The 17,113-nt window shown below is 61.6% G+C and carries 26 protein-coding genes and 1 tRNA gene; 20 read left to right on the forward strand and 7 right to left on the reverse strand.

Annotation, left to right across the window (positions count from 1 at the left end; translation table 11 throughout):
• From ACI48I_RS21155 to ACI48I_RS21170, 4 genes are all read left to right on the forward strand, one after another.
• A partial coding sequence (locus ACI48I_RS21155) for an EF-Tu C-terminal domain-related protein (protein ID WP_446033001.1) occupies nt 1–118 on the forward strand: 118 nt, incomplete at its 5' end.
• A gap of 178 nt (nt 119–296) precedes the next feature.
• On the forward strand, nt 297–611 hold the full coding sequence (gene rpsJ, locus ACI48I_RS21160) for a 30S ribosomal protein S10 (protein WP_136219921.1): 315 nt from the start codon (nt 297–299) through the stop codon (nt 609–611).
• A 499-nt stretch (nt 612–1,110) separates the two neighbouring features.
• Complete coding sequence (locus ACI48I_RS21165) at nt 1,111–1,704, forward strand: hypothetical protein (protein WP_498575326.1); 594 nt, start codon at nt 1,111–1,113, stop codon at nt 1,702–1,704.
• Between the two features lie 259 nt (nt 1,705–1,963).
• The gene (locus ACI48I_RS21170) at nt 1,964–2,593 is read left to right on the forward strand and encodes a phasin family protein (protein WP_498575327.1); all 630 of its coding nucleotides are present in this window, start codon (nt 1,964–1,966) and stop codon (nt 2,591–2,593) included.
• Between the two features lie 48 nt (nt 2,594–2,641).
• Here ACI48I_RS21170 and ACI48I_RS21175 read toward each other — a convergent pair whose 3' ends face one another.
• The 7 genes from ACI48I_RS21175 to ACI48I_RS21205 all read right to left on the reverse strand — a co-directional run bounded on the left by ACI48I_RS21175 (nt 2,642) and on the right by ACI48I_RS21205 (nt 9,468).
• The gene (locus ACI48I_RS21175) at nt 2,642–3,901 is read right to left on the reverse strand and encodes a TerD family protein (RefSeq protein WP_498575328.1); all 1,260 of its coding nucleotides are present in this window, start codon (nt 3,899–3,901) and stop codon (nt 2,642–2,644) included.
• Nucleotides 3,898–4,806, reverse strand: coding sequence for an HpcH/HpaI aldolase/citrate lyase family protein (locus tag ACI48I_RS21180; protein WP_498575329.1), 909 nt, complete (start codon nt 4,804–4,806; stop codon nt 3,898–3,900). The genes ACI48I_RS21175 and ACI48I_RS21180 overlap by 4 nt, the downstream gene beginning before the upstream one ends.
• The gene (locus tag ACI48I_RS21185; RefSeq protein ID WP_498575330.1) at nt 4,799–5,896 is read right to left on the reverse strand and encodes a cysteine protease StiP domain-containing protein; all 1,098 of its coding nucleotides are present in this window, start codon (nt 5,894–5,896) and stop codon (nt 4,799–4,801) included. The genes ACI48I_RS21180 and ACI48I_RS21185 overlap by 8 nt, the downstream gene beginning before the upstream one ends.
• Complete coding sequence (locus ACI48I_RS21190; protein WP_498575331.1) at nt 5,893–6,648, reverse strand: HAD family hydrolase; 756 nt, start codon at nt 6,646–6,648, stop codon at nt 5,893–5,895. Before ACI48I_RS21190 ends, ACI48I_RS21185 begins: the two co-directional genes overlap by 4 nt.
• The gene (locus tag ACI48I_RS21195) at nt 6,623–7,804 is read right to left on the reverse strand and encodes a phosphoribosyltransferase domain-containing protein (RefSeq protein WP_498575332.1); all 1,182 of its coding nucleotides are present in this window, start codon (nt 7,802–7,804) and stop codon (nt 6,623–6,625) included. The genes ACI48I_RS21190 and ACI48I_RS21195 overlap by 26 nt, the downstream gene beginning before the upstream one ends.
• Complete coding sequence (locus tag ACI48I_RS21200) at nt 7,801–8,820, reverse strand: ATP-grasp domain-containing protein (protein ID WP_498575333.1); 1,020 nt, start codon at nt 8,818–8,820, stop codon at nt 7,801–7,803. Before ACI48I_RS21200 ends, ACI48I_RS21195 begins: the two co-directional genes overlap by 4 nt.
• Nucleotides 8,821–8,892: 72 nt before the next feature.
• Nucleotides 8,893–9,468 (reverse strand): TerD family protein, encoded by a 576-nt coding sequence (locus ACI48I_RS21205; RefSeq protein ID WP_193687465.1) that lies wholly within the window; start codon nt 9,466–9,468, stop codon nt 8,893–8,895.
• A gap of 331 nt (nt 9,469–9,799) precedes the next feature.
• Here ACI48I_RS21205 and ACI48I_RS21210 point away from each other — a divergent pair.
• The 16 genes from ACI48I_RS21210 (at nt 9,800) to rpsH (ending at nt 17,106) form a co-directional block, all read left to right on the forward strand.
• Nucleotides 9,800–9,876 (forward strand) — tRNA-Val (locus ACI48I_RS21210).
• A 266-nt stretch (nt 9,877–10,142) separates the two neighbouring features.
• Nucleotides 10,143–10,799 carry a 50S ribosomal protein L3 gene (rplC, locus tag ACI48I_RS21215; RefSeq protein ID WP_056337567.1) on the forward strand — a complete coding sequence of 219 codons (657 nt, stop codon included), beginning with the start codon at nt 10,143–10,145 and terminating at the stop codon, nt 10,797–10,799.
• A gap of 2 nt (nt 10,800–10,801) precedes the next feature.
• On the forward strand, nt 10,802–11,422 hold the full coding sequence (rplD, locus tag ACI48I_RS21220; RefSeq protein ID WP_193687464.1) for a 50S ribosomal protein L4: 621 nt from the start codon (nt 10,802–10,804) through the stop codon (nt 11,420–11,422).
• Complete coding sequence (rplW, locus tag ACI48I_RS21225) at nt 11,419–11,736, forward strand: 50S ribosomal protein L23 (protein WP_182990702.1); 318 nt, start codon at nt 11,419–11,421, stop codon at nt 11,734–11,736. Before rplD ends, rplW begins: the two co-directional genes overlap by 4 nt.
• Complete coding sequence (rplB, locus tag ACI48I_RS21230; RefSeq protein ID WP_193687463.1) at nt 11,736–12,563, forward strand: 50S ribosomal protein L2; 828 nt, start codon at nt 11,736–11,738, stop codon at nt 12,561–12,563. The genes rplW and rplB overlap by 1 nt, the downstream gene beginning before the upstream one ends.
• A 10-nt stretch (nt 12,564–12,573) precedes the next feature.
• Entirely contained in the window at nt 12,574–12,849 is a 276-nt protein-coding gene (gene rpsS, locus ACI48I_RS21235) for a 30S ribosomal protein S19 (RefSeq protein ID WP_056337578.1), read from the forward strand.
• On the forward strand, nt 12,846–13,178 hold the full coding sequence (gene rplV, locus ACI48I_RS21240; RefSeq protein ID WP_181017582.1) for a 50S ribosomal protein L22: 333 nt from the start codon (nt 12,846–12,848) through the stop codon (nt 13,176–13,178). Before rpsS ends, rplV begins: the two co-directional genes overlap by 4 nt.
• An 11-nt stretch (nt 13,179–13,189) precedes the next feature.
• Nucleotides 13,190–14,020 (forward strand): 30S ribosomal protein S3, encoded by an 831-nt coding sequence (gene rpsC, locus ACI48I_RS21245; RefSeq protein WP_056337585.1) that lies wholly within the window; start codon nt 13,190–13,192, stop codon nt 14,018–14,020.
• Nucleotides 14,021–14,022: 2 nt separating this feature from the next.
• Nucleotides 14,023–14,442, forward strand: a complete 420-nt coding sequence (rplP, locus tag ACI48I_RS21250) for a 50S ribosomal protein L16 (protein ID WP_145653055.1) — start codon at nt 14,023–14,025, stop codon at nt 14,440–14,442.
• A gap of 12 nt (nt 14,443–14,454) precedes the next feature.
• Entirely contained in the window at nt 14,455–14,646 is a 192-nt protein-coding gene (rpmC, locus tag ACI48I_RS21255; RefSeq protein WP_159698333.1) for a 50S ribosomal protein L29, read from the forward strand.
• Complete coding sequence (gene rpsQ, locus ACI48I_RS21260) at nt 14,643–14,915, forward strand: 30S ribosomal protein S17 (protein WP_020655684.1); 273 nt, start codon at nt 14,643–14,645, stop codon at nt 14,913–14,915. Before rpmC ends, rpsQ begins: the two co-directional genes overlap by 4 nt.
• Before the next feature lie 234 nt (nt 14,916–15,149).
• Complete coding sequence (rplN, locus tag ACI48I_RS21265; RefSeq protein ID WP_005663451.1) at nt 15,150–15,518, forward strand: 50S ribosomal protein L14; 369 nt, start codon at nt 15,150–15,152, stop codon at nt 15,516–15,518.
• A 9-nt stretch (nt 15,519–15,527) separates the two neighbouring features.
• Entirely contained in the window at nt 15,528–15,842 is a 315-nt protein-coding gene (gene rplX / locus ACI48I_RS21270) for a 50S ribosomal protein L24 (protein ID WP_056337594.1), read from the forward strand.
• A gap of 4 nt (nt 15,843–15,846) precedes the next feature.
• Entirely contained in the window at nt 15,847–16,386 is a 540-nt protein-coding gene (rplE, locus tag ACI48I_RS21275; RefSeq protein ID WP_182990708.1) for a 50S ribosomal protein L5, read from the forward strand.
• A gap of 4 nt (nt 16,387–16,390) precedes the next feature.
• On the forward strand, nt 16,391–16,696 hold the full coding sequence (gene rpsN, locus ACI48I_RS21280; RefSeq protein WP_056449167.1) for a 30S ribosomal protein S14: 306 nt from the start codon (nt 16,391–16,393) through the stop codon (nt 16,694–16,696).
• Between the two features lie 14 nt (nt 16,697–16,710).
• Nucleotides 16,711–17,106 (forward strand): 30S ribosomal protein S8, encoded by a 396-nt coding sequence (gene rpsH / locus ACI48I_RS21285; protein WP_056337601.1) that lies wholly within the window; start codon nt 16,711–16,713, stop codon nt 17,104–17,106.
• Nucleotides 17,107–17,113: the final 7 nt, after the last annotated feature.

Below are 17,113 nucleotides of genomic sequence, written 5' to 3' on the forward strand. Positions count from 1 at the left end.
CGTGTCGATCACCGTCAAGCTGATCAACCCGATCGCGATGGAAGAAGGCCTGCGCTTCGCAATCCGCGAAGGCGGCCGTACCGTCGGCGCCGGCGTCGTTGCCAAGATCATCGCCTAATCAAGCTTTGATTTGCCGGCGGTTCGTTCCGCCGGCACAACAAGAGGGGGCAGAATCTCGATTCTGCCCCCTCTGTTTAAGGAAGAAGAGTGATATACTCTCGCTCCTTTGCAGCACGTAGTACCTGACAAATCATTGCCGGTCCTAAAACCGGTTCGCTCTTTTCCAAGGAAATCGCATGTCCGCAAATCAAAAAATCCGTATCCGCCTGAAAGCGTTCGACTACAAGCTGATCGACCAGTCCGCACTGGAAATCGTCGACACCGCCAAGCGCACCGGCGCCGTCGTCAAGGGCCCAGTTCCACTGCCGACCCGTATCCAGCGTTTTGACGTCCTGCGTTCGCCGCACGTCAACAAGACCTCGCGCGACCAGTTCGAGATCCGTACGCACCAGCGTCTGATGGACATCGTGGACCCAACCGACAAGACCGTCGACGCACTGATGAAGCTGGACCTGCCAGCTGGCGTCGATGTCGAAATCAAGCTGCAGTAATCATTGAGGCCGACGCGGAGCAATCCGCGGGCTGAAATAAAAATCGGGGCCGGGAAGGGCCGCCAACTGGCGAACTTTCCCGGCCCCGATTCCGTTTACGCATGGCGAATGCGTCTCTTCGATGCATCAGCAGATCCGACTGGCGTCCCCTCATCCTCCCGATACTGCCTTCCGCGCCGTGCCTTGCCCGGACGAGCGCGTGCGAAGCACAGGCAAGTTCACCTTTGCCAGACGCTTGCATTAGTTCAGCATAGTGCGCGCCTGCGGACTATACTGAAATGCCAATTGCTTCTGGCGCGATTTAACTTTCTTGCCAGACAGCGTCGCTCACGAGCAAGAAGGTCCTGACCAAAGGCGGGCTCGACCGCTACAGCTCGCGCGATGCGGGCAATACCAGATACGGTACGAAGATTTTTACCGGAAATCGCAAGCACGATCGCGTCGCGCCTCCGGAATCGTCGGCAACCGCAGCTTCCAACGATGCCACCGGGAGAACACCATGAGACACGCCTTGACGGCGGTTTTTGACGACCGCGGCGCTGCACAGCATGCGCTGAACAAATTGCTTGCTGCCGGATTTACACGTGCGGACGTGGCGCTTTCCCTTGCTGTTCCGGCGGGACAGGCCGGTAAGGGCAGTACGGCGGACGAGGCAGCGCGCAGCCACGTGCTCACGCTGACGACCGGGGCGGACATGGAAGCAGACCGCGCCACCGCGCTCGTCGGACGCTTCGGTATTGCCGGGACGGACCGGCCCGCTGCGCCGCAAGCCAGGGATGGTTTCCAATGCCGGATGCGCCGCTGGACCGCGCAGGCGGCAGACCGGAAGGCAAGCTGGTCATTGCGCCATGGGGGGGAACTGCCGCCCTGGGACAGATTCAACGATGCCGTGCTTCACGGCTGGGGCAGGATCGATCTGGGCAACGAGCATCCCGACGACGGTCACCCTGCGCGCTATCCGGACGCCTACGATACTGGCTTCGACGATCCAGGCCCGGCCTATCGCTATGGCGACGAGATGGCGCACACCGACAAGTTATCGGGCCTTGCATGGGAGGGAGCGCCACCGCTACCCCGCGCATCGACGCGCTGAGCGCGTCATTCCGCCGGCAGTACGCCCCTGCGTACGCCATGGCGAAACATTGCCCGATTTTAAGGCGCGTAAATACTTTTGGTATTTTGTCCTATCCTCGCGATAAATGGCGCATAGTGTCCTTTGTTCGCACGGTCCCTTCGTGATCCTGCATTCAAGCAGCAGCCTGCTATTTTCCCCTTCGCCCGCACCGGGCACCCCCGCTCCTCATTGCTCATGTGACCGCATCCTTTGCGGCTCAACACTGAAAAGGTACACCATGTTTCCATTTTCCCAACCTGTCAATCCGGTTCTACGTTCCTATCTCGATTCCCAGCTCGCCTTCTTCAACGACCTGTCGACCTCGCTGTCGGGTACTTTCCAGAGTATTTGCGACGCCAACCTCAAGCTCAGCCGGACCATGCTGGAAGAAAGCATGGGCGCCGGCCAGCGCATGCTGGCCAGCAAGAACGTCAGCGACGCGTTTGGCGCTGCCGCCTCCGGTGCCCAGCCGGCAGCGGACAAGCTGCGTGCCTACCAGCAGCACCTCTCGCGCCTGACGGCCGATTCCCAGGTCGAGCTTGCCCGGGTAACCCAGCAGCATGGAGAGGAAACCTCGCGTACGGCGCATGCGCTGTCGGACGAGGTGACCCGTGCCGCCACGGAAGCGAGCGAGCAGAACACGCGTCAGAAGGAGGACTTCCTGAAGCAGTTCCGCGATCCGTTCCAGAAAGAGGCGGCGGCGCAGGCCAACGGCGCCTTCCGCGCCAAGGCGAGCGCGCAGGATGCACGCGAGGGCGTAGCGGCCAGCATGCAGTCGGCAGGAGAGGCCCTGTTCCGCGGCAACGCGCAGGGCCATCCGGCCCAGCCAGCCGCGCAGCCGGGCAACAAGCAATCCGGTAACAAATAGTCTGGCCATGCCGCCACCCTGGAAGGGGTGCCGGCATGCCGGGCAGCGTCAATCCTTTCTGCCCGTCTTCCAGCGCAGCCCGAAGTTGAACCGCCGGTCCATCATCTCGTGCGCGCTGGTCTGGCCCTGCTGCTCGAAATAGTCGGTCATCTTCGTTACCTGCAGCTGGCCGCCCTGGTTCTCGATCATGGCGATCGCGCACATCATCTGGTTGCCGCCGCCATCGAGGCGCACCTCGATCGGCGCCTGGTTCGGCACCGCGATCGTGACCACGCCATCGGTGGCCGACCAGTTCGGGACGCCCTCGTAAATGAACGAAAAAATGATGGCGCGCCGGATCTGGGCGAACTGGTCGCCGTTGATGAACAGGTTTTCGCCATTGGTGGAAGCGCCGGTGCGGTCGTCGGCGTCGAGTCTGATGAATGGCGCGCGCTCGTAGTCGCCCCAGGCATTGCCGAGCGCCTGCACCAGGCCCTTGCGGCCGTCGCTCAGCTCGAACATGCAGCCGAGGTCGAGGTCGAGGTCGATGCCGCCGGAGCGCCGTTTATTCGCCATCGCGTCGTTTACGACCCCGCTCAGGCGGCCGAGCAGGCCGCCTTTTTGGGGCGCCTGCGGCGGCGGGGCCGACGCCATCCCCGAGCGGTTCCAGTTCAGGTTGACGTGGATGCGGCCGAAGCCGGCACCGGCGCGCTTGTCGAGCGAGACCTTGTCGCCGCGCTTCTCCAGCGTGACTTTCGAGAGCGAGATTTTGGGGGCGGCCGGCGCAGGTTGGAGAGATGCGGGCGCAGCGCCGCGCACCGGCGCTGCCTCGGTCCCACCAAAGTGTTTCAATAGCGCCGACAGGCCGCCATTGAAACCCTGGCCGACGGCGCCGAAGCGCCACTGGCCGTCCCTGCGGTAGATCTCGGCCACGATGACCGCCTTCTCGTCGCCGAAGTCGGCGCCCGACCACGGAAAGCGCAGGGCACCGCCCAGGGTGAGGCTGCTGCTGCCCAGGGCACGCATGGTCTGGGCGCCGTCGATCGCCGCGACGAAGACGAGCTTGGCGATCGATGGCGGCAACGCGTCGAGGTTGATGCTGAAGCGCGCCGGGCTGCCCAGGGTCAGGCGCACCGCTTCGCCGGGACTGGCCAACTGGTTATAAAAGACCATGTAGCGGTCGTCCGCCAGTTTGTCAAAGCTGTCCAGTCCAAAGCAGGAAACGTCGACGGCGAAGCCGGGTGCGTTGATGTCGAGGTCGACGCTGAAACTGCTGCCGACGCCGAGGTCCGTCAGCTTGCCTTTCTGGCCGCGTGAAAAAACGTTCATCTGCCTTCCCTTTCGATATTCAATACGTTGGCTCCATGGGCGCCGAACAGGTGCGATTGCGCGACCATGCGCTCGGCCCAGGCGCGGTGCGTGGCGACTTCGCACATCGAGTCGTGCATCTTGAAGACGGCCGGGCTGTTCTCGTCGAGGATCGCCTGTGCTGCCGCCAGGTCCTGCGGTTTCACCTTGTAGTGCTCTTCGATCGGCAGGATCTGGCTCGGGTGGATCGCCGTCTTGCCGACCATGCCGTAGGCGATGTCCTCGCCGACCTCCTGCGCCAGCAGCTCCGGCAGGTCCAGGTGTTCGAACACGGGGGCGGTGAGCACGAAGCCGTGCGGGCGGAAGATCGTCACCAGGCGCGCGATGACGGGGCCGAGCGGGGTACGGTAGAGCGTCATGTTGCGCGGGCGGCGCAGGCCGAGCAGGGCCAGTAAATCGTTGCCGCCGATGCGCAGCGCCAGGATGCGGCCACGCACGCCCGGCGACTGCAACAGGTCGCGGAAGGCTTCCATCTCGCGCTCGCTGAACACCTCCGCCGTTTCCAGCGTCGGCATCAGCATGTGGTCCGTATCGCGCACCTGGCGGTAGTAGGCCTCGAAATTCTGGCGGGTCGCTTTCGGGATCACGAAGCCGGTCAGTTTATGCGCGCCCTTCATCGCCAGCACGCGCGCCAGCACTTCGGGACTGCGCACGCGCACGAAGCGCTCCACTGCGACATCGGGCCGCATGTGTTCGAGCACCACCGACAGGTTGAACAGCGCCCAGCCCAGGTCGCGGTCCGCCACCGAATCCTCGGTGCAGAAGATCAGCGAGCGCGCGTCCGGCAGCTTTTCTCCGTTGGCGATGCTGAGCAGGTGTTTATGGTTGGCCGGCACGTACAGCGACGCGCCCATCGATTTATGCATCCGACGCACTCCTGATCAGGGAAACAGCTTGGTAGGGCAGTGCCGGGTCGATCTCGACCGGCACGTGTTTTTCTTCGGCCAGCAGGCGCAGGTGCGCCACGGCAGGCGAGTGCGCATCGCGCAGCAGCAACAGGCGCGGCACGCGGCGCAACAGCACCCGCGTCGCTTCGCCGATGCCAGGTTTGATGAGGTTGACGTCTTCGATGCCGTAGCGGCGCCGGGCCTGTTCGATATAGGCCTGGGAGCGGGCGGCGGCGGCGTCGGTGTCGGCAGCAATCACAGGGCCGTCGGTGCGCGCCTGTTCCAGCGCCAGGCTTTCGACCAGGTCGACAAAGCTGCGCGAACGGTCCTCGCCCGCGAATTGTTCGTACAGCACGCAGCCATGAAAATCGTCCGGGCCGATCGCCTCGTTGAGCACCGAGCGGCTGACCAGGCCCGACACCGTCGCGTTCAGGATGCTCGACGGGATCAGGTAATCCTCGCAGGAGGCCGCGACAAAGGCGGCGCCGGCCAGGTCCGACAGCACATATAAACCGGGATCGAGCGCCACGCCGTGCTGCGCATTGAAGCGGGCGACCGCGCTTGCCAGTTCGCGTGCGATCACGCCCTTGCCGGTCCAGCCGTCAATAAAAACGATCGATTCCGGCGCGTGGCCGTGCGCCAGGATGTGGCGCAGCGCATTGGCATCGATGCCGCGGTCGCGCACGATCGAGACCGAATAGTGGACTGTCTCGCGCCCGAACACCTTGGCCAGCAGGCGTTTCAAGACGACGCCGACCGGCGTGCCGCCACGCGCCAGCGACACCAGCGTGAGCGGGCCGCGGCGCCGCGCCGCGATCAGGCCCGCCAAGTGCAGGCAGTCGCGTGCCATGCGTTCGCCGTTAACACGGCAAGCCTCCTCGAACAGCGCCATATAGCGCGGAGAAGGAGCACGTTCGGGCGACAGCATCTCGCTGTAGTGGCGCTTTCCTGCCTGGATCAGTGCCTCCTTCGCCTTGACGTCGACGAAATCGGCGGCCGGCAGGCGCGTGAGCAGGAAGCGCACGTCGCCCTCGCGATAGCTGCCCGCGAAGCCCAGGGAGAGGCTCACAGCGTCTCCACCGTCAGCTTCGCCAGCTGGGTGCGGCGCGGGATGATCGCATAGTCGCAGTCGGCCATGAAACGCGCATCGGACCGGCTGTCGCCCATGCCGAAGGTGACGATCTCTCCATGCTCGCGGCGCAGGCGTTCGGTGATCCAGGCCACTGCATCGGCCTTGTCCAGGGTGCGCGGCAGCACTGCCAGGTTGTTGCCGTTGCGGTGGACGCAGTAGGCCTTGCCCTCGCCGGCGATCCAGGGCAGGACGACCTCGCGCTCGACACGCTCCAGGTTCAGCGCGACCTTGTCCGGATCTTTGACGACGATGAAGAAGGGGGTGCCTGCGTCTTCCACCAAACGCGCGCGGCCGCCGTAACCGGTGCGTGCGCACCAGTCATCGATGTGCGCGGAGAGTTCCTGCAGGCCGGGCAGGGCGGCCAGCATGAGGCCGTGCATGCGGCCCTGCCAGTCGCGCTCGATGCCGCCGTCGGGCTGCAGGATGATGCCGCCGAAATTCAGCACGGCATAACTGGTGAAGCCGAGGTGCACACGCGAGAACGCATCGAGGCTGCGCGCCGTGGTCGGGATCACCGTCATGCCCTCGCTGACAAAGCTGAAAAAGGCACGCTGGGCAGGCGTGGTGTACGAGCAAATGCTGCCATTGCTGTAGTACGCGGCCGGCTCGAGCGCATCGCGTACGGCGCATTTTTCCAGCGTCTGGAACAGGGTGTCGTCCAGGTCAGCGAACAGGAACTTCTTCAACATCGTCCTCGGCATGGTAGTGGAACAGGCGGGCATTCAACAGGCGCGCAAAGCCGATAAGGGCCTCGCCGGGCGGCGTCTCATGGCAGACCAGCACGTGGTCGTACTGGCAGGGCGCGACGTTGTAAATAAAATTCGGGATGCCTTCGCCGTAGTTGTCGGCAAGGGTGAGAACGTGTCCGATCGCGCCCCAGGTGAGGATGGGCGAGCGCGTGGTCGACTGCACGACGACATCGACGCCTAGCCGCTCCAGCGCGGCGCCGAGCAGGGTCGAGGGGTGCATGAATTCGCCGGTACCGAGCACCAGCACGCGATCTTGCGGCGCAATGGTCGCGGCCAGGTCGCGCGCCAGCCTGTCGGGCGTGCGCAGGGCGCGGGCGAGACCCAGGCGGCCAAAGGCGGTACTCGCACCGCGTTCGGCCTGTGCGTCGTAGCGCTGGGCCGGCGCCGCGTCCACAGGGCAGTCGGCCGGGGTAAACCGGTAAGCGCCGGCGATCAGGGCGCCCATCGTCGTCGGCAGCCCGAAACGCGCGCTCAGGACATCCGTCGCCTCTGCTCCCATGAAATTGGCCAGCACCGCCAGGTGCACGCGTTCCAAAGCGGGATTCAGGCGCCGGCAGGCTTGCGTTAAATTCAGGAAGGTGTTGCCGGTGCTGGCCTCGTCGTCGACCAGCACGATGGTGCGCGCGCTTTTCAACAGCGCCTGTTCCTGCGCGCCGTCGGGCATGTGCAGGAACTGGCGCGGCGCGTGGCTGTGCGCTTCCTCGAATTCGATGATGGGGCCGGTGCCGACGCGGTAGCGCGTCGTCTGCAGGAACAGCGCCTGTTGTCCCGGGTGCGCGCGCAGCCAGGCCTCAAAGACGCCCTGGCCGAGACCGAGGCCGGTTTCCGCCATCGCGATGAACAGTACCGGGCCGGGCGCATCGGGGACGCCGGCGGCGAGGCGCTCGTGGATGGCCAGCATGCGGCCCGGGCGTACCGGCCAATGCTTGCCGAGCACCTTGCTCACGAAGAGAAAACCGCGCTTGGCGTTGGCGCGCGCGGCAAAGCCGAGCAGGGCATCGAGTTCGTCGGCGCCTTCGTGCAGCTCGAGTTCGAGCAGGCCGGTCGGCAGCTGCTGCGTCAGGCGTACCGGCAGCACGTCGTTGCGGGCGTTCACACCAGCTCCACGGCGCGCGCCAGTTCGGCCACGCGGATGCCATTGCGGACCGGCGTCACGTCGACCGCATCGAAGCCGTCCGCGAAACCGCGCAGGGCGATATACGGCAGGTTGGGGCCGGCCACGCAGGCCATGCCGATCCCGCCCGACATGCGCGGGTTGATCTCCAGGAGGCGCGGTTTGCCGGCCGCTTCGCGGAACTGGACATTGAAGATGCCGTTCAGGCCATGGGTACGGCACAGCTGGGCGGTGGCGTCGAGGATGTCCTGTCGCTGGTCGATGCGCTGGCCGGCGCCGGCCTGGTTCGATTTGCGGCGCACCACGGCGGTGACCAGGCGGCCCTGGTCTCCCACGCAGTCGACGCTGTATTCTCGTCCGTCCAGGTATTCCATCAGCAGCATGCTGCGAAAGCCCCCGAGGCGGGCGAGGCCGGCCCGGAAATCCGCCAGCGAGACGTGGTATTCGGCGCCGGCCATCAGCAGTTCGGCGCTGTTCCTCGTTTCGTCGAGGACGGCGAAACCGAGCCCGTAGATCGAGTGAGAGGGTTTGACGCACAGTTTGGCGTGACGCCGGCGCAGCAGGTCCCAGGCGGCTTCGAAACCGGCGGCATCCTCGAAATGGTGGAACTCGGCGACCGGGGCGACGGGCAGGTCGGTCTCGGCGTAGAAGCGTGCCTTGTCGTGGATGAGCTGAAGGGATGCTTCCGACGCCGCGCTCAATACGCGGGTGCCGACTTCTTCGAAACGCGCATGAACGCCGGCGATCGCCGTCGCTTCGCGTCCCGGAACGAAGATCTCGACCTGGTGCTCGCGGCAGAAGGCGACGCACCAGTCGATGTATTCAGGCGTAGCGAGGCCGGTCGGTTCGAGGTGGAATGCGTGGGCCACCCGGGCGACGGGCGACTTCGGATTCGGATTGCTGTGGATGATCGTGAAGCGTTCTCCGGTATCGGCCTGGCGGATCAGGTCGATCGCGGTATGGACGGACGAGAAGCTACGGTTGAACCAGACGCGCATGGGATTCTTCGCTTGCAGGGGAGGGAGCAGTCCCGCAACCAGGGTGCGGGACTGCGGGCATGGCTTGCCGGCTCAGACGTTGACGCCGAACGAGCGGGCCAGCGGGCCGAGGCCGCCGTTATAGCCCTGGCCGACAGCGCGGAACTTCCAGTCGCCGCCGGCGCGATACAGTTCGCCGAAGATCATGGCCGTTTCGGTCGAGCTGTCCTCGGAGAGGTCGTAGCGGGCAATTTCCCTGTTGCCGTTGGCGTCCAGGCAGCGAATGAAGGCTTTGCCGACCATGCCGAAGCTCTGGCGCCGGCTTTCCGCTTCGTGGATGGTGACGCAGAACGAGATCTTGTCGATGTCCGGCGGGACGCGGGTCAGGTCGACGGTGACGGTCTCGTCGTCGCCTTCGCCCTGGCCGGTGGTGTTGTCGCCGTTGTGGACGACGGAGCCGTCGCTCGATTTCAGGTTGTTATAGAAGATGAAGTCGGCGTCGCCGCGCACCTTGGCGTCGGACTTGAGCATGAAGGCGGAGCCGTCGAGGTCGAAGGCGGCGCCATCGGTCGAGCGCGGGTCCCAGCCCAGGCCAATGACGACCTTGGTGAGGTTCGGTGCTTCCTTGCTGAGGTTGACGTTGCCGCCCTTTTGCAGACTGATTGCCATTACAGCTCCTTTCGTGAAATGAAACGGGTCGTGTGGCGCGGCCGTGCGGCCGCCGCGAGTGTGCCATGTGAATATAACGCTAATTGACGGATATTACACATGCGGGCTTATGGAAGACTTAGGGGTAGTGGGGCTGACGCCGAGGCCGCTATCGGCATCGCCTGGACGCGTGGGCATGAATGCCCACCCTACGCTACGCCACGGTCGCTTGATGTTGCCAAGGGCCGTGGCGCATCGTAGGGTGGGCTCCCCGAGCCCACGCGGATTGAACGCACGCATTCGAACTCAGCTATTGCAAACCGTTCGAACCCTTGGCATAATGCGGCTCCCCGGGCGGTTAGTTCAGTTGGTTAGAATACTTGGTCGACATCCAAGGGGTCGCAGGTTCGAATCCTGCACCGCCCACCAAAATTCAAATGTCGCAGAACCCCGAGTTCTGCAGAGAAAAGGCGCTGATGTGCCTTTTCTGTGCTGGCAAGCCTTGCCAGATTCCTTTCTTCTCCACGCTACTGCGAAAATTCGCAACAGGGTCGACATACCTCCGATTCTCTTGTTGCGTCAAGCCCTTTTGCGCGCTATACTAGCCGGCTTCGGTATGGACTCGTCGTTTTGAGTCCGTACGTTTTTAGTAGTTCAACTACCCCCGCCCAATCGTAGGTGGGAATGGAGAAAAAATGAGCTTGGGCCTTCTCGGTCGCAAGGTTGGCATGATGCGCATCTTCACGGATGACGGGGATTCGATCCCAGTTACCGTGCTCGACGTGTCGAACAACCGTGTCGCACAAATCAAAACTCCTGAAACTGACGGCTATGCTGCAGTCCAGGTCGCATTCGGTCAACGTCGCGCTTCCCGCGTGACCAAGGCTGTTGCGGGTCACCACGCAAAAGCAGGCGTCGAAGCTGGCACCATGCTGCGCGAATTCCGCGTTGACGCTGCCAAGGCAGCCGAACTGAAAACTGGCGACGCAGTCAATGTCTCGCTGTTCGAAGTGGGCCAGAAGATCGACGTGCAAGGCACCTCGATCGGTAAAGGCTACGCCGGTACCATCAAGCGTCACAACTTCGCATCGGGTCGTCAGACCCACGGTAACTCGCGTTCGCACAATGTTCCTGGCTCCATCGGTATGGCGCAGGATCCAGGCCGCGTGTTCCCAGGCAAGCGCATGACCGGTCACATGGGCGACGTCACCGTCACCACCCAGAACCTGGAAATCGCCCGCATCGACGCTGAGCGTCAACTGCTGCTGGTCAAGGGTGCAGTTCCTGGCGCGAAAAACGGTCAAGTGATCGTCAAGCCAGCCGTCAAAACCAAAGCACAGAAAGGAGCTTAATTATGGAACTTCAGCTCCTGAATGAGCAAGGTCAAGCCGGCGCCGCTGTTGCCGCTACCGACGAAGTCTTCGGCCGCGAATACAACGAAGCCCTGATTCACCAGGTCGTGGTTGCTTACGCTGCTAACGCACGTAGCGGTAACCGCAAGCAGAAAGACCGTGAAGAAGTCAGCCACACCACGAAGAAGCCATGGCGCCAAAAAGGTACCGGCCGCGCTCGTGCTGGTATGTCGTCGTCGCCACTGTGGCGCGGCGGTGGTCGCATCTTCCCGAACTCGCCTGACGAGAACTTCACGCACAAGGTCAACAAGAAGATGTTCCGTGCAGGTATCTGCTCGATCTTCTCGCAGCTGGCCCGCGAAGGCCGTCTGAGCGTTGTCGAAAACCTGTCGATCGAAGCTCCGAAGACCAAGCTGCTGTCGCAAAAGCTGCAGAGCATGGGCCTGGAATCGGTCCTGGTGATCACCGACACCATCGAAGAAAACCTGTTGCTGGCATCGCGTAACCTGCCGAACGTGCTGGTTGTCGAGCCAAAAGCAGCTGACCCGATGTCGCTGGTGTTCTACAAGAAAGTCCTGGTCACCAAAGCTGCACTGGCCAAGATCGAGGAGATGTACGCATGAGCACCGCAATCAAATTTAGCGAAGAGCGCCTGATGAAGGTGCTGATGGCTCCGGTCATCTCCGAAAAGGCTACCTTCGTCGCGGAAAAGAACGAGCAGATCGTGTTCAAGGTCCTGCCTGACGCGACCAAGCCGGAAATCAAGGCTGCCGTCGAGCTGCTGTTCAAGGTCGAAGTGGAATCGGTGCAAACCGTGAACCGCGAAGGCAAACAGAAGCGTTCGGGCCGTTTCAACGGTCGTCGCAACCATACCAAGCGTGCTTTCGTGTGCCTGAAGCCAGGCCAGGAAATCAATTTTGTCGAGGAGGCTAAATAATGGCACTCGTTAAGATGAAGCCAACCTCCCCAGGCCGCCGCGGCATGGTGAAAGTTGTGACCGAAGGCCTGTACAAGGGCCGTCCGTTCGCAGCACTGGTTGAGAAGAAATCGAAGACTGCTGGCCGTAACAACAACGGTCACATCACCACCCGTCACATCGGCGGTGGCCACAAGCACCACTACCGTCTGGTCGACTTCAAGCGCCAGAAGGACGGCATTCCTGCCAAGGTCGAGCGTATTGAATACGACCCGAACCGTACCGCGCACATCGCACTGCTGTGCTACGCGGACGGCGAGCGTCAGTACATCATCGCCACCAAAGGCATGGCTGTCGGCGACAGCGTCATGAACGGCTCGGAAGCGCCGATCAAGTCGGGTAACTGCCTGCCAATCCGTAACATCCCGGTCGGTACCGTGATGCACTGCGTCGAAATGCTGCCAGGTAAGGGTGCCCAGATGGCCCGTACCGCCGGCGCCGCCGTCGTGCTGATGGCCCGCGAAGGCACCTACGCCCAGGTCCGCCTGCGCTCGGGTGAAGTTCGTCGCGTGCACATCGAGTGCCGCGCTACCGTTGGCGAAGTCGGCAATGCCGAGCACAGCCTGCGCAAGATCGGTAAAGCTGGTGCGATGCGCTGGCGCGGTGTTCGTCCTACCGTTCGCGGTGTGGTCATGAACCCGGTCGATCACCCGCACGGTGGTGGTGAAGGTAAAACCGCAGCTGGTCGCCATCCAGTGTCGCCTTGGGGCCAACAGACGAAGGGCAAGAAGACGCGTTCGAACAAGCGCACTTCTTCGATGATCGTTTCGCGCCGCGGCAAGAAATAAGGGATAACACATGACTCGTTCATTGAAAAAAGGGCCGTTCGTTGACGCCCACCTGGTGAAAAAAGTCGAAGCCGCGCAAGCGAACAAAGACAAAAAGCCAGTCAAAACCTGGTCGCGCCGCTCGACGATCACGCCTGACTTCATCGGTCTGACGATCGCAGTTCACAACGGCAAGCTGCACGTGCCGGTGTACGTCTCCGAGAACATGGTTGGCCACAAGCTCGGCGAATTCGCGCTGACCCGCACGTTCAAGGGCCACGCCGCTGACAAGAAGGCGAAAAAATAATGGAAACTAAAGCTATCCTCAAAGGCGTGCGCCTGTCGGATCAGAAAGGTCGCCTCGTTGCTGACCTGATCCGCGGCAAGAAAGTTGACGCAGCACTCAACATTCTTCAATTCAGCCCGAAGAAAGGTGCCACCATCATCAAGAAGGTTCTGGAATCGGCAATCGCCAATGCAGAGCACAACGATGGCGCCGATATCGACGAGCTGAAAGTCGTCGAGATCTACGTTGAAAAAGGCCCGATCCTGAAGCGCTTTACGGCACGTGCCAAAGGCCGCGGCGATCGCATTTCTAAACAATCCTGTCACATCTACGTGACTGTCGGTAACTAAGGAGTCACACGATGGGACAGAAGATTCACCCAACAGGCTTCCGCCTGTCCGTCACCCGTAACTGGGCGTCGCGCTGGTACGCCGGCAACGGCAACTTCGCTGAGATGCTCAACGAAGACCTGAAGGCCCGCGCCTTCCTGAAGAAGAAGCTGAAGAACGCTTCGGTCGGCCGCATCGTCATCGAGCGTCCAGCCAAGAACGCGCGCTTCACTATCTACTCGTCGCGTCCAGGTGTCGTGATCGGTAAAAAAGGCGAAGACATCGAAGTGCTGAAGTCGTCGCTGACGAAGATCATGGGCGTGCCAGTGCACGTCAATATCGAAGAGATCCGCAAGCCGGAAATCGACTCGCAGCTGATCGCCGATTCGATCTCGCAGCAGCTCGAGAAGCGCATCATGTTCCGCCGCGCGATGAAGCGCGCCATGCAAAACGCCATGCGTCTGGGTGCCGTCGGCATCAAGATCATGTCGTCGGGCCGTCTGAACGGCATCGAAATCGCACGTACCGAATGGTACCGCGAAGGCCGTGTGCCTCTGCACACCCTGCGCGCCGATATCGACTACGGCACCAGCGAAGCATCGACCACGTACGGCATCATCGGCGTCAAGGTCTGGGTCTACAAGGGCGACCGTTCGGTCACCGGCGAAGCCCCAGTCATCGACACCCCGCCGGACGAGAAGAAGCCACGCGGCCCACGTCGTGACGATGGCAAGCCATCGCGCGGCCCACGTCCAGCCGGCGGTGCCCGTCCAGGCACTGCAGCACCAACCGTGCGTGCGCGTCCAGCCGTCAAGCTGGCGACCCCGGCCGCTGCTGCACCAGCTGAGAAAGCAGGAGAATAAGCATGCTGCAACCATCGCGCAGGAAGTATCGTAAAGAGCAGAAAGGCCGTAACACCGGCATTTCGCACACCCGCGGCACCGCGGTCTCGTTCGGTGAATTCGGTCTGAAGGCAGTTGCCCGCGGCCGTATCACCGCACGTCAGATCGAAGCTGCACGTCGCGCCATGACCCGTCACATCAAGCGTGGCGGTCGTATCTGGATCCGTATCTTCCCGGACAAGCCGATTTCGAACAAGCCGGCCGAAGTCCGTATGGGTAACGGTAAAGGTAATCCGGAATACTACGTCGCAGAAATCCAGCCAGGCAAAGTCCTGTATGAGATGGACGGCGTCGACGAAACACTGGCGCGCGAAGCATTCCGCCTGGCCGCTGCCAAACTGCCACTGGCTACCACGTTCGTCGTGCGCCAGGTCGGCCAATAACAGGAGTTGAATATGAAAGCATCGGAACTCCGCGGCAAGGACCAGGAAGCGCTGCAAAAGGAGCTGAGTGAGCTGCTGAAGGCCCAGTTTGGCCTGCGCATGCAAATCGCTACCCAGCAGCTGGGCAACACCGCGCAGCTCAAGAAAGTACGTCGCGACATCGCGCGTGTGAAGACTGTGATGAACCAGAAGGAAGCCAAATGAACGACACCACTAAAACGGCGCTGAAGCGTACGCTGGTCGGCAAAGTCGTGTCCGACAAAATGGACAAGACGGTAACCGTACTGATCGAACGTCACGTCAAGCACCCGCTGTACGGCAAGATCATCGTGCGTTCGAACAAGTATCACGCACACGACGAAACCAACCAGGCCAAGACCGGTGACACGGTCGAGATCGCGGAAGGTCGTCCGATCTCGAAGACGAAAGCTTGGACTGTGACCCGTGTTGTGCAGGTCGCACAGGTACTGTAAGTACTAGCAAAATTTGTCTTGCGTGGCCCGCTGGTATCTGAGATACTAGCGGGCTTCGTTCATGTGTTGCCGCAGTTTGTCCCCCTCGGTAACTGCGGCCTGTTCGAAGCAATTGGAAAGTCCAATCACCCAATCGTAGTGCTCCAGCAGGGGCGGTACGGCGGGACCAAGACTGACCGCAGGCCTACGGTTTTCCGTGGGATTTCTTCGGCTTAAGTTGGGAAAGAAAATACTATGATTCAAACTGAAAGCCGGCTCGAAGTAGCCGACAACACCGGTGCAAAAGAAGTTTTGTGCATCAAGGTGTTGGGCGGCTCCAAGCGCCGTTATGCGAGCATTGGCGACATCATCAAGGTAACCGTCAAGGTTGCTGCGCCACGTGGCCGTGTCAAAAAAGGTGAAATTTATAACGCTGTGGTTGTGCGTACCGCTAAAGGTGTGCGCCGCCAAGACGGCTCCCTGGTGAAGTTCGACGGCAATGCCGCAGTGCTGCTCAACGCCAAGCTGGAACCGATCGGCACCCGTATCTTCGGACCAGTGACCCGCGAACTGCGCACTGAAAAGTTCATGAAGATCGTGTCCCTGGCACCTGAAGTACTGTAAGGAGTCGTAATGGATAAGATTCGTAAAAACGACGAAGTCATCGTTTTGGCCGGTAAAGACAAGGGCAAGCGTGGCGTGGTTTCGCGTCGCGTCGACGCCGAGCACGTGATCGTCGAAGGCGTGAACGTTGCCAAGAAGGCCGTCAAGCCAAACCCGATGACCGGCGTCCAAGGTGGTATCGTCGACAAGACGATGCCGATTCACGTCTCCAACGTCGCGCTGTTCAACGCCGCGACCGGCAAGGCAGACCGCGTAGGCTTCAAAGACCAGGACGGCAAGAAAGTCCGCGTCTACAAGTCGTCCGGCGAAGAAGTGAAGGTGTAAGAACATGGCCCGTCTCCAACAATTCTACAAAGACAAAGTCGTCGCTGACCTGACCGAGAAATTCGGCTACAAGTCCGTGATGGAAGTGCCGCGCCTGACCAAGATCACCCTGAACATGGGTGTTGGTGAAGCGATCGCCGACAAGAAAGTGCTCGAGCACGCTGTGGGCGACCTGACCAAGATCGCCGGCCAGAAGCCAGTGACCACCAAGTCGCGCAAGGCAATCGCCGGTTTCAAGATCCGCGAAGGCTACCCGATCGGTACGATGGTGACCCTGCGCGGCGCCCGTATGTACGAGTTCCTGGACCGTTTCATCACCGTGGCCCTGCCGCGCGTGCGTGACTTCCGTGGCGTGAACGGCAAATCGTTCGATGGTCGTGGCAACTACAACATCGGTGTCAAGGAACAGATCATCTTCCCTGAAATCGATTACGACAAGATCGACGCGCTGCGTGGCATGAACATCTCGATCACCACGACCGCTAAGACCGACGACGAAGCCAAAGCGCTGCTCGCCGCCTTCAAATTCCCGTTCAGGAACTAAGAGCATGGCAAAACTTGCACTGATTAACCGCGAACAGAAGCGTGCAGACCTGGTGGAGAAATTCGCCGCAAAGCGTGCAGCTCTGAAAGCAATCATCGACGACCAGTCGAAGACCGAAGAAGAGCGTTACGAAGCGCGCCTGAAACTGCAGGCCCTGCCGCGTAATTCGGCCCCGACCCGCCAGCGTAACCGCTGCGCGATCACCGGCCGTCCACGTGGCACGTTCCGTAAATTCGGCCTTGCCCGTACCAAACTCCGCGAATTCGCCATGAAAGGCGAAATCCCGGGTATGACTAAAGCCAGCTGGTAATAGGAGAATAAGCAATGAGTATGAGCGATCCTATCGCCGATATGCTGACCCGCATTCGCAACGCACAAACTGTTCAAAAGACCACGGTCGCAATGCCGTCGTCGAAAGTCAAGGTTGCCATTGCCAACGTCCTGAAGGACGAGGGTTACATTGAAGATTTCGCCGTGTCCACCGAAGGTGGCAAGTCGGAACTGAAAATCGGTTTGAAGTATTACACCGGCCGTCCGGTTATCGAGCGCATCGAGCGCGTGTCCCGTCCTGGCCTGCGTGTCTACAAAGGCAAAGACGAGATCCCAACCGTGATGAACGGCCTGGGCGTGGCGATTGTCTCGACCCCGCAAGGCGTGATGACTGACCGCAAAGCCCGCGCCAATGGCGTCGGCGGCGAAGTTATCTGCTACGTAGCTTAAGGAGTAG

Source organism: Massilia sp. LXY-5 (assembly GCF_059801075.1).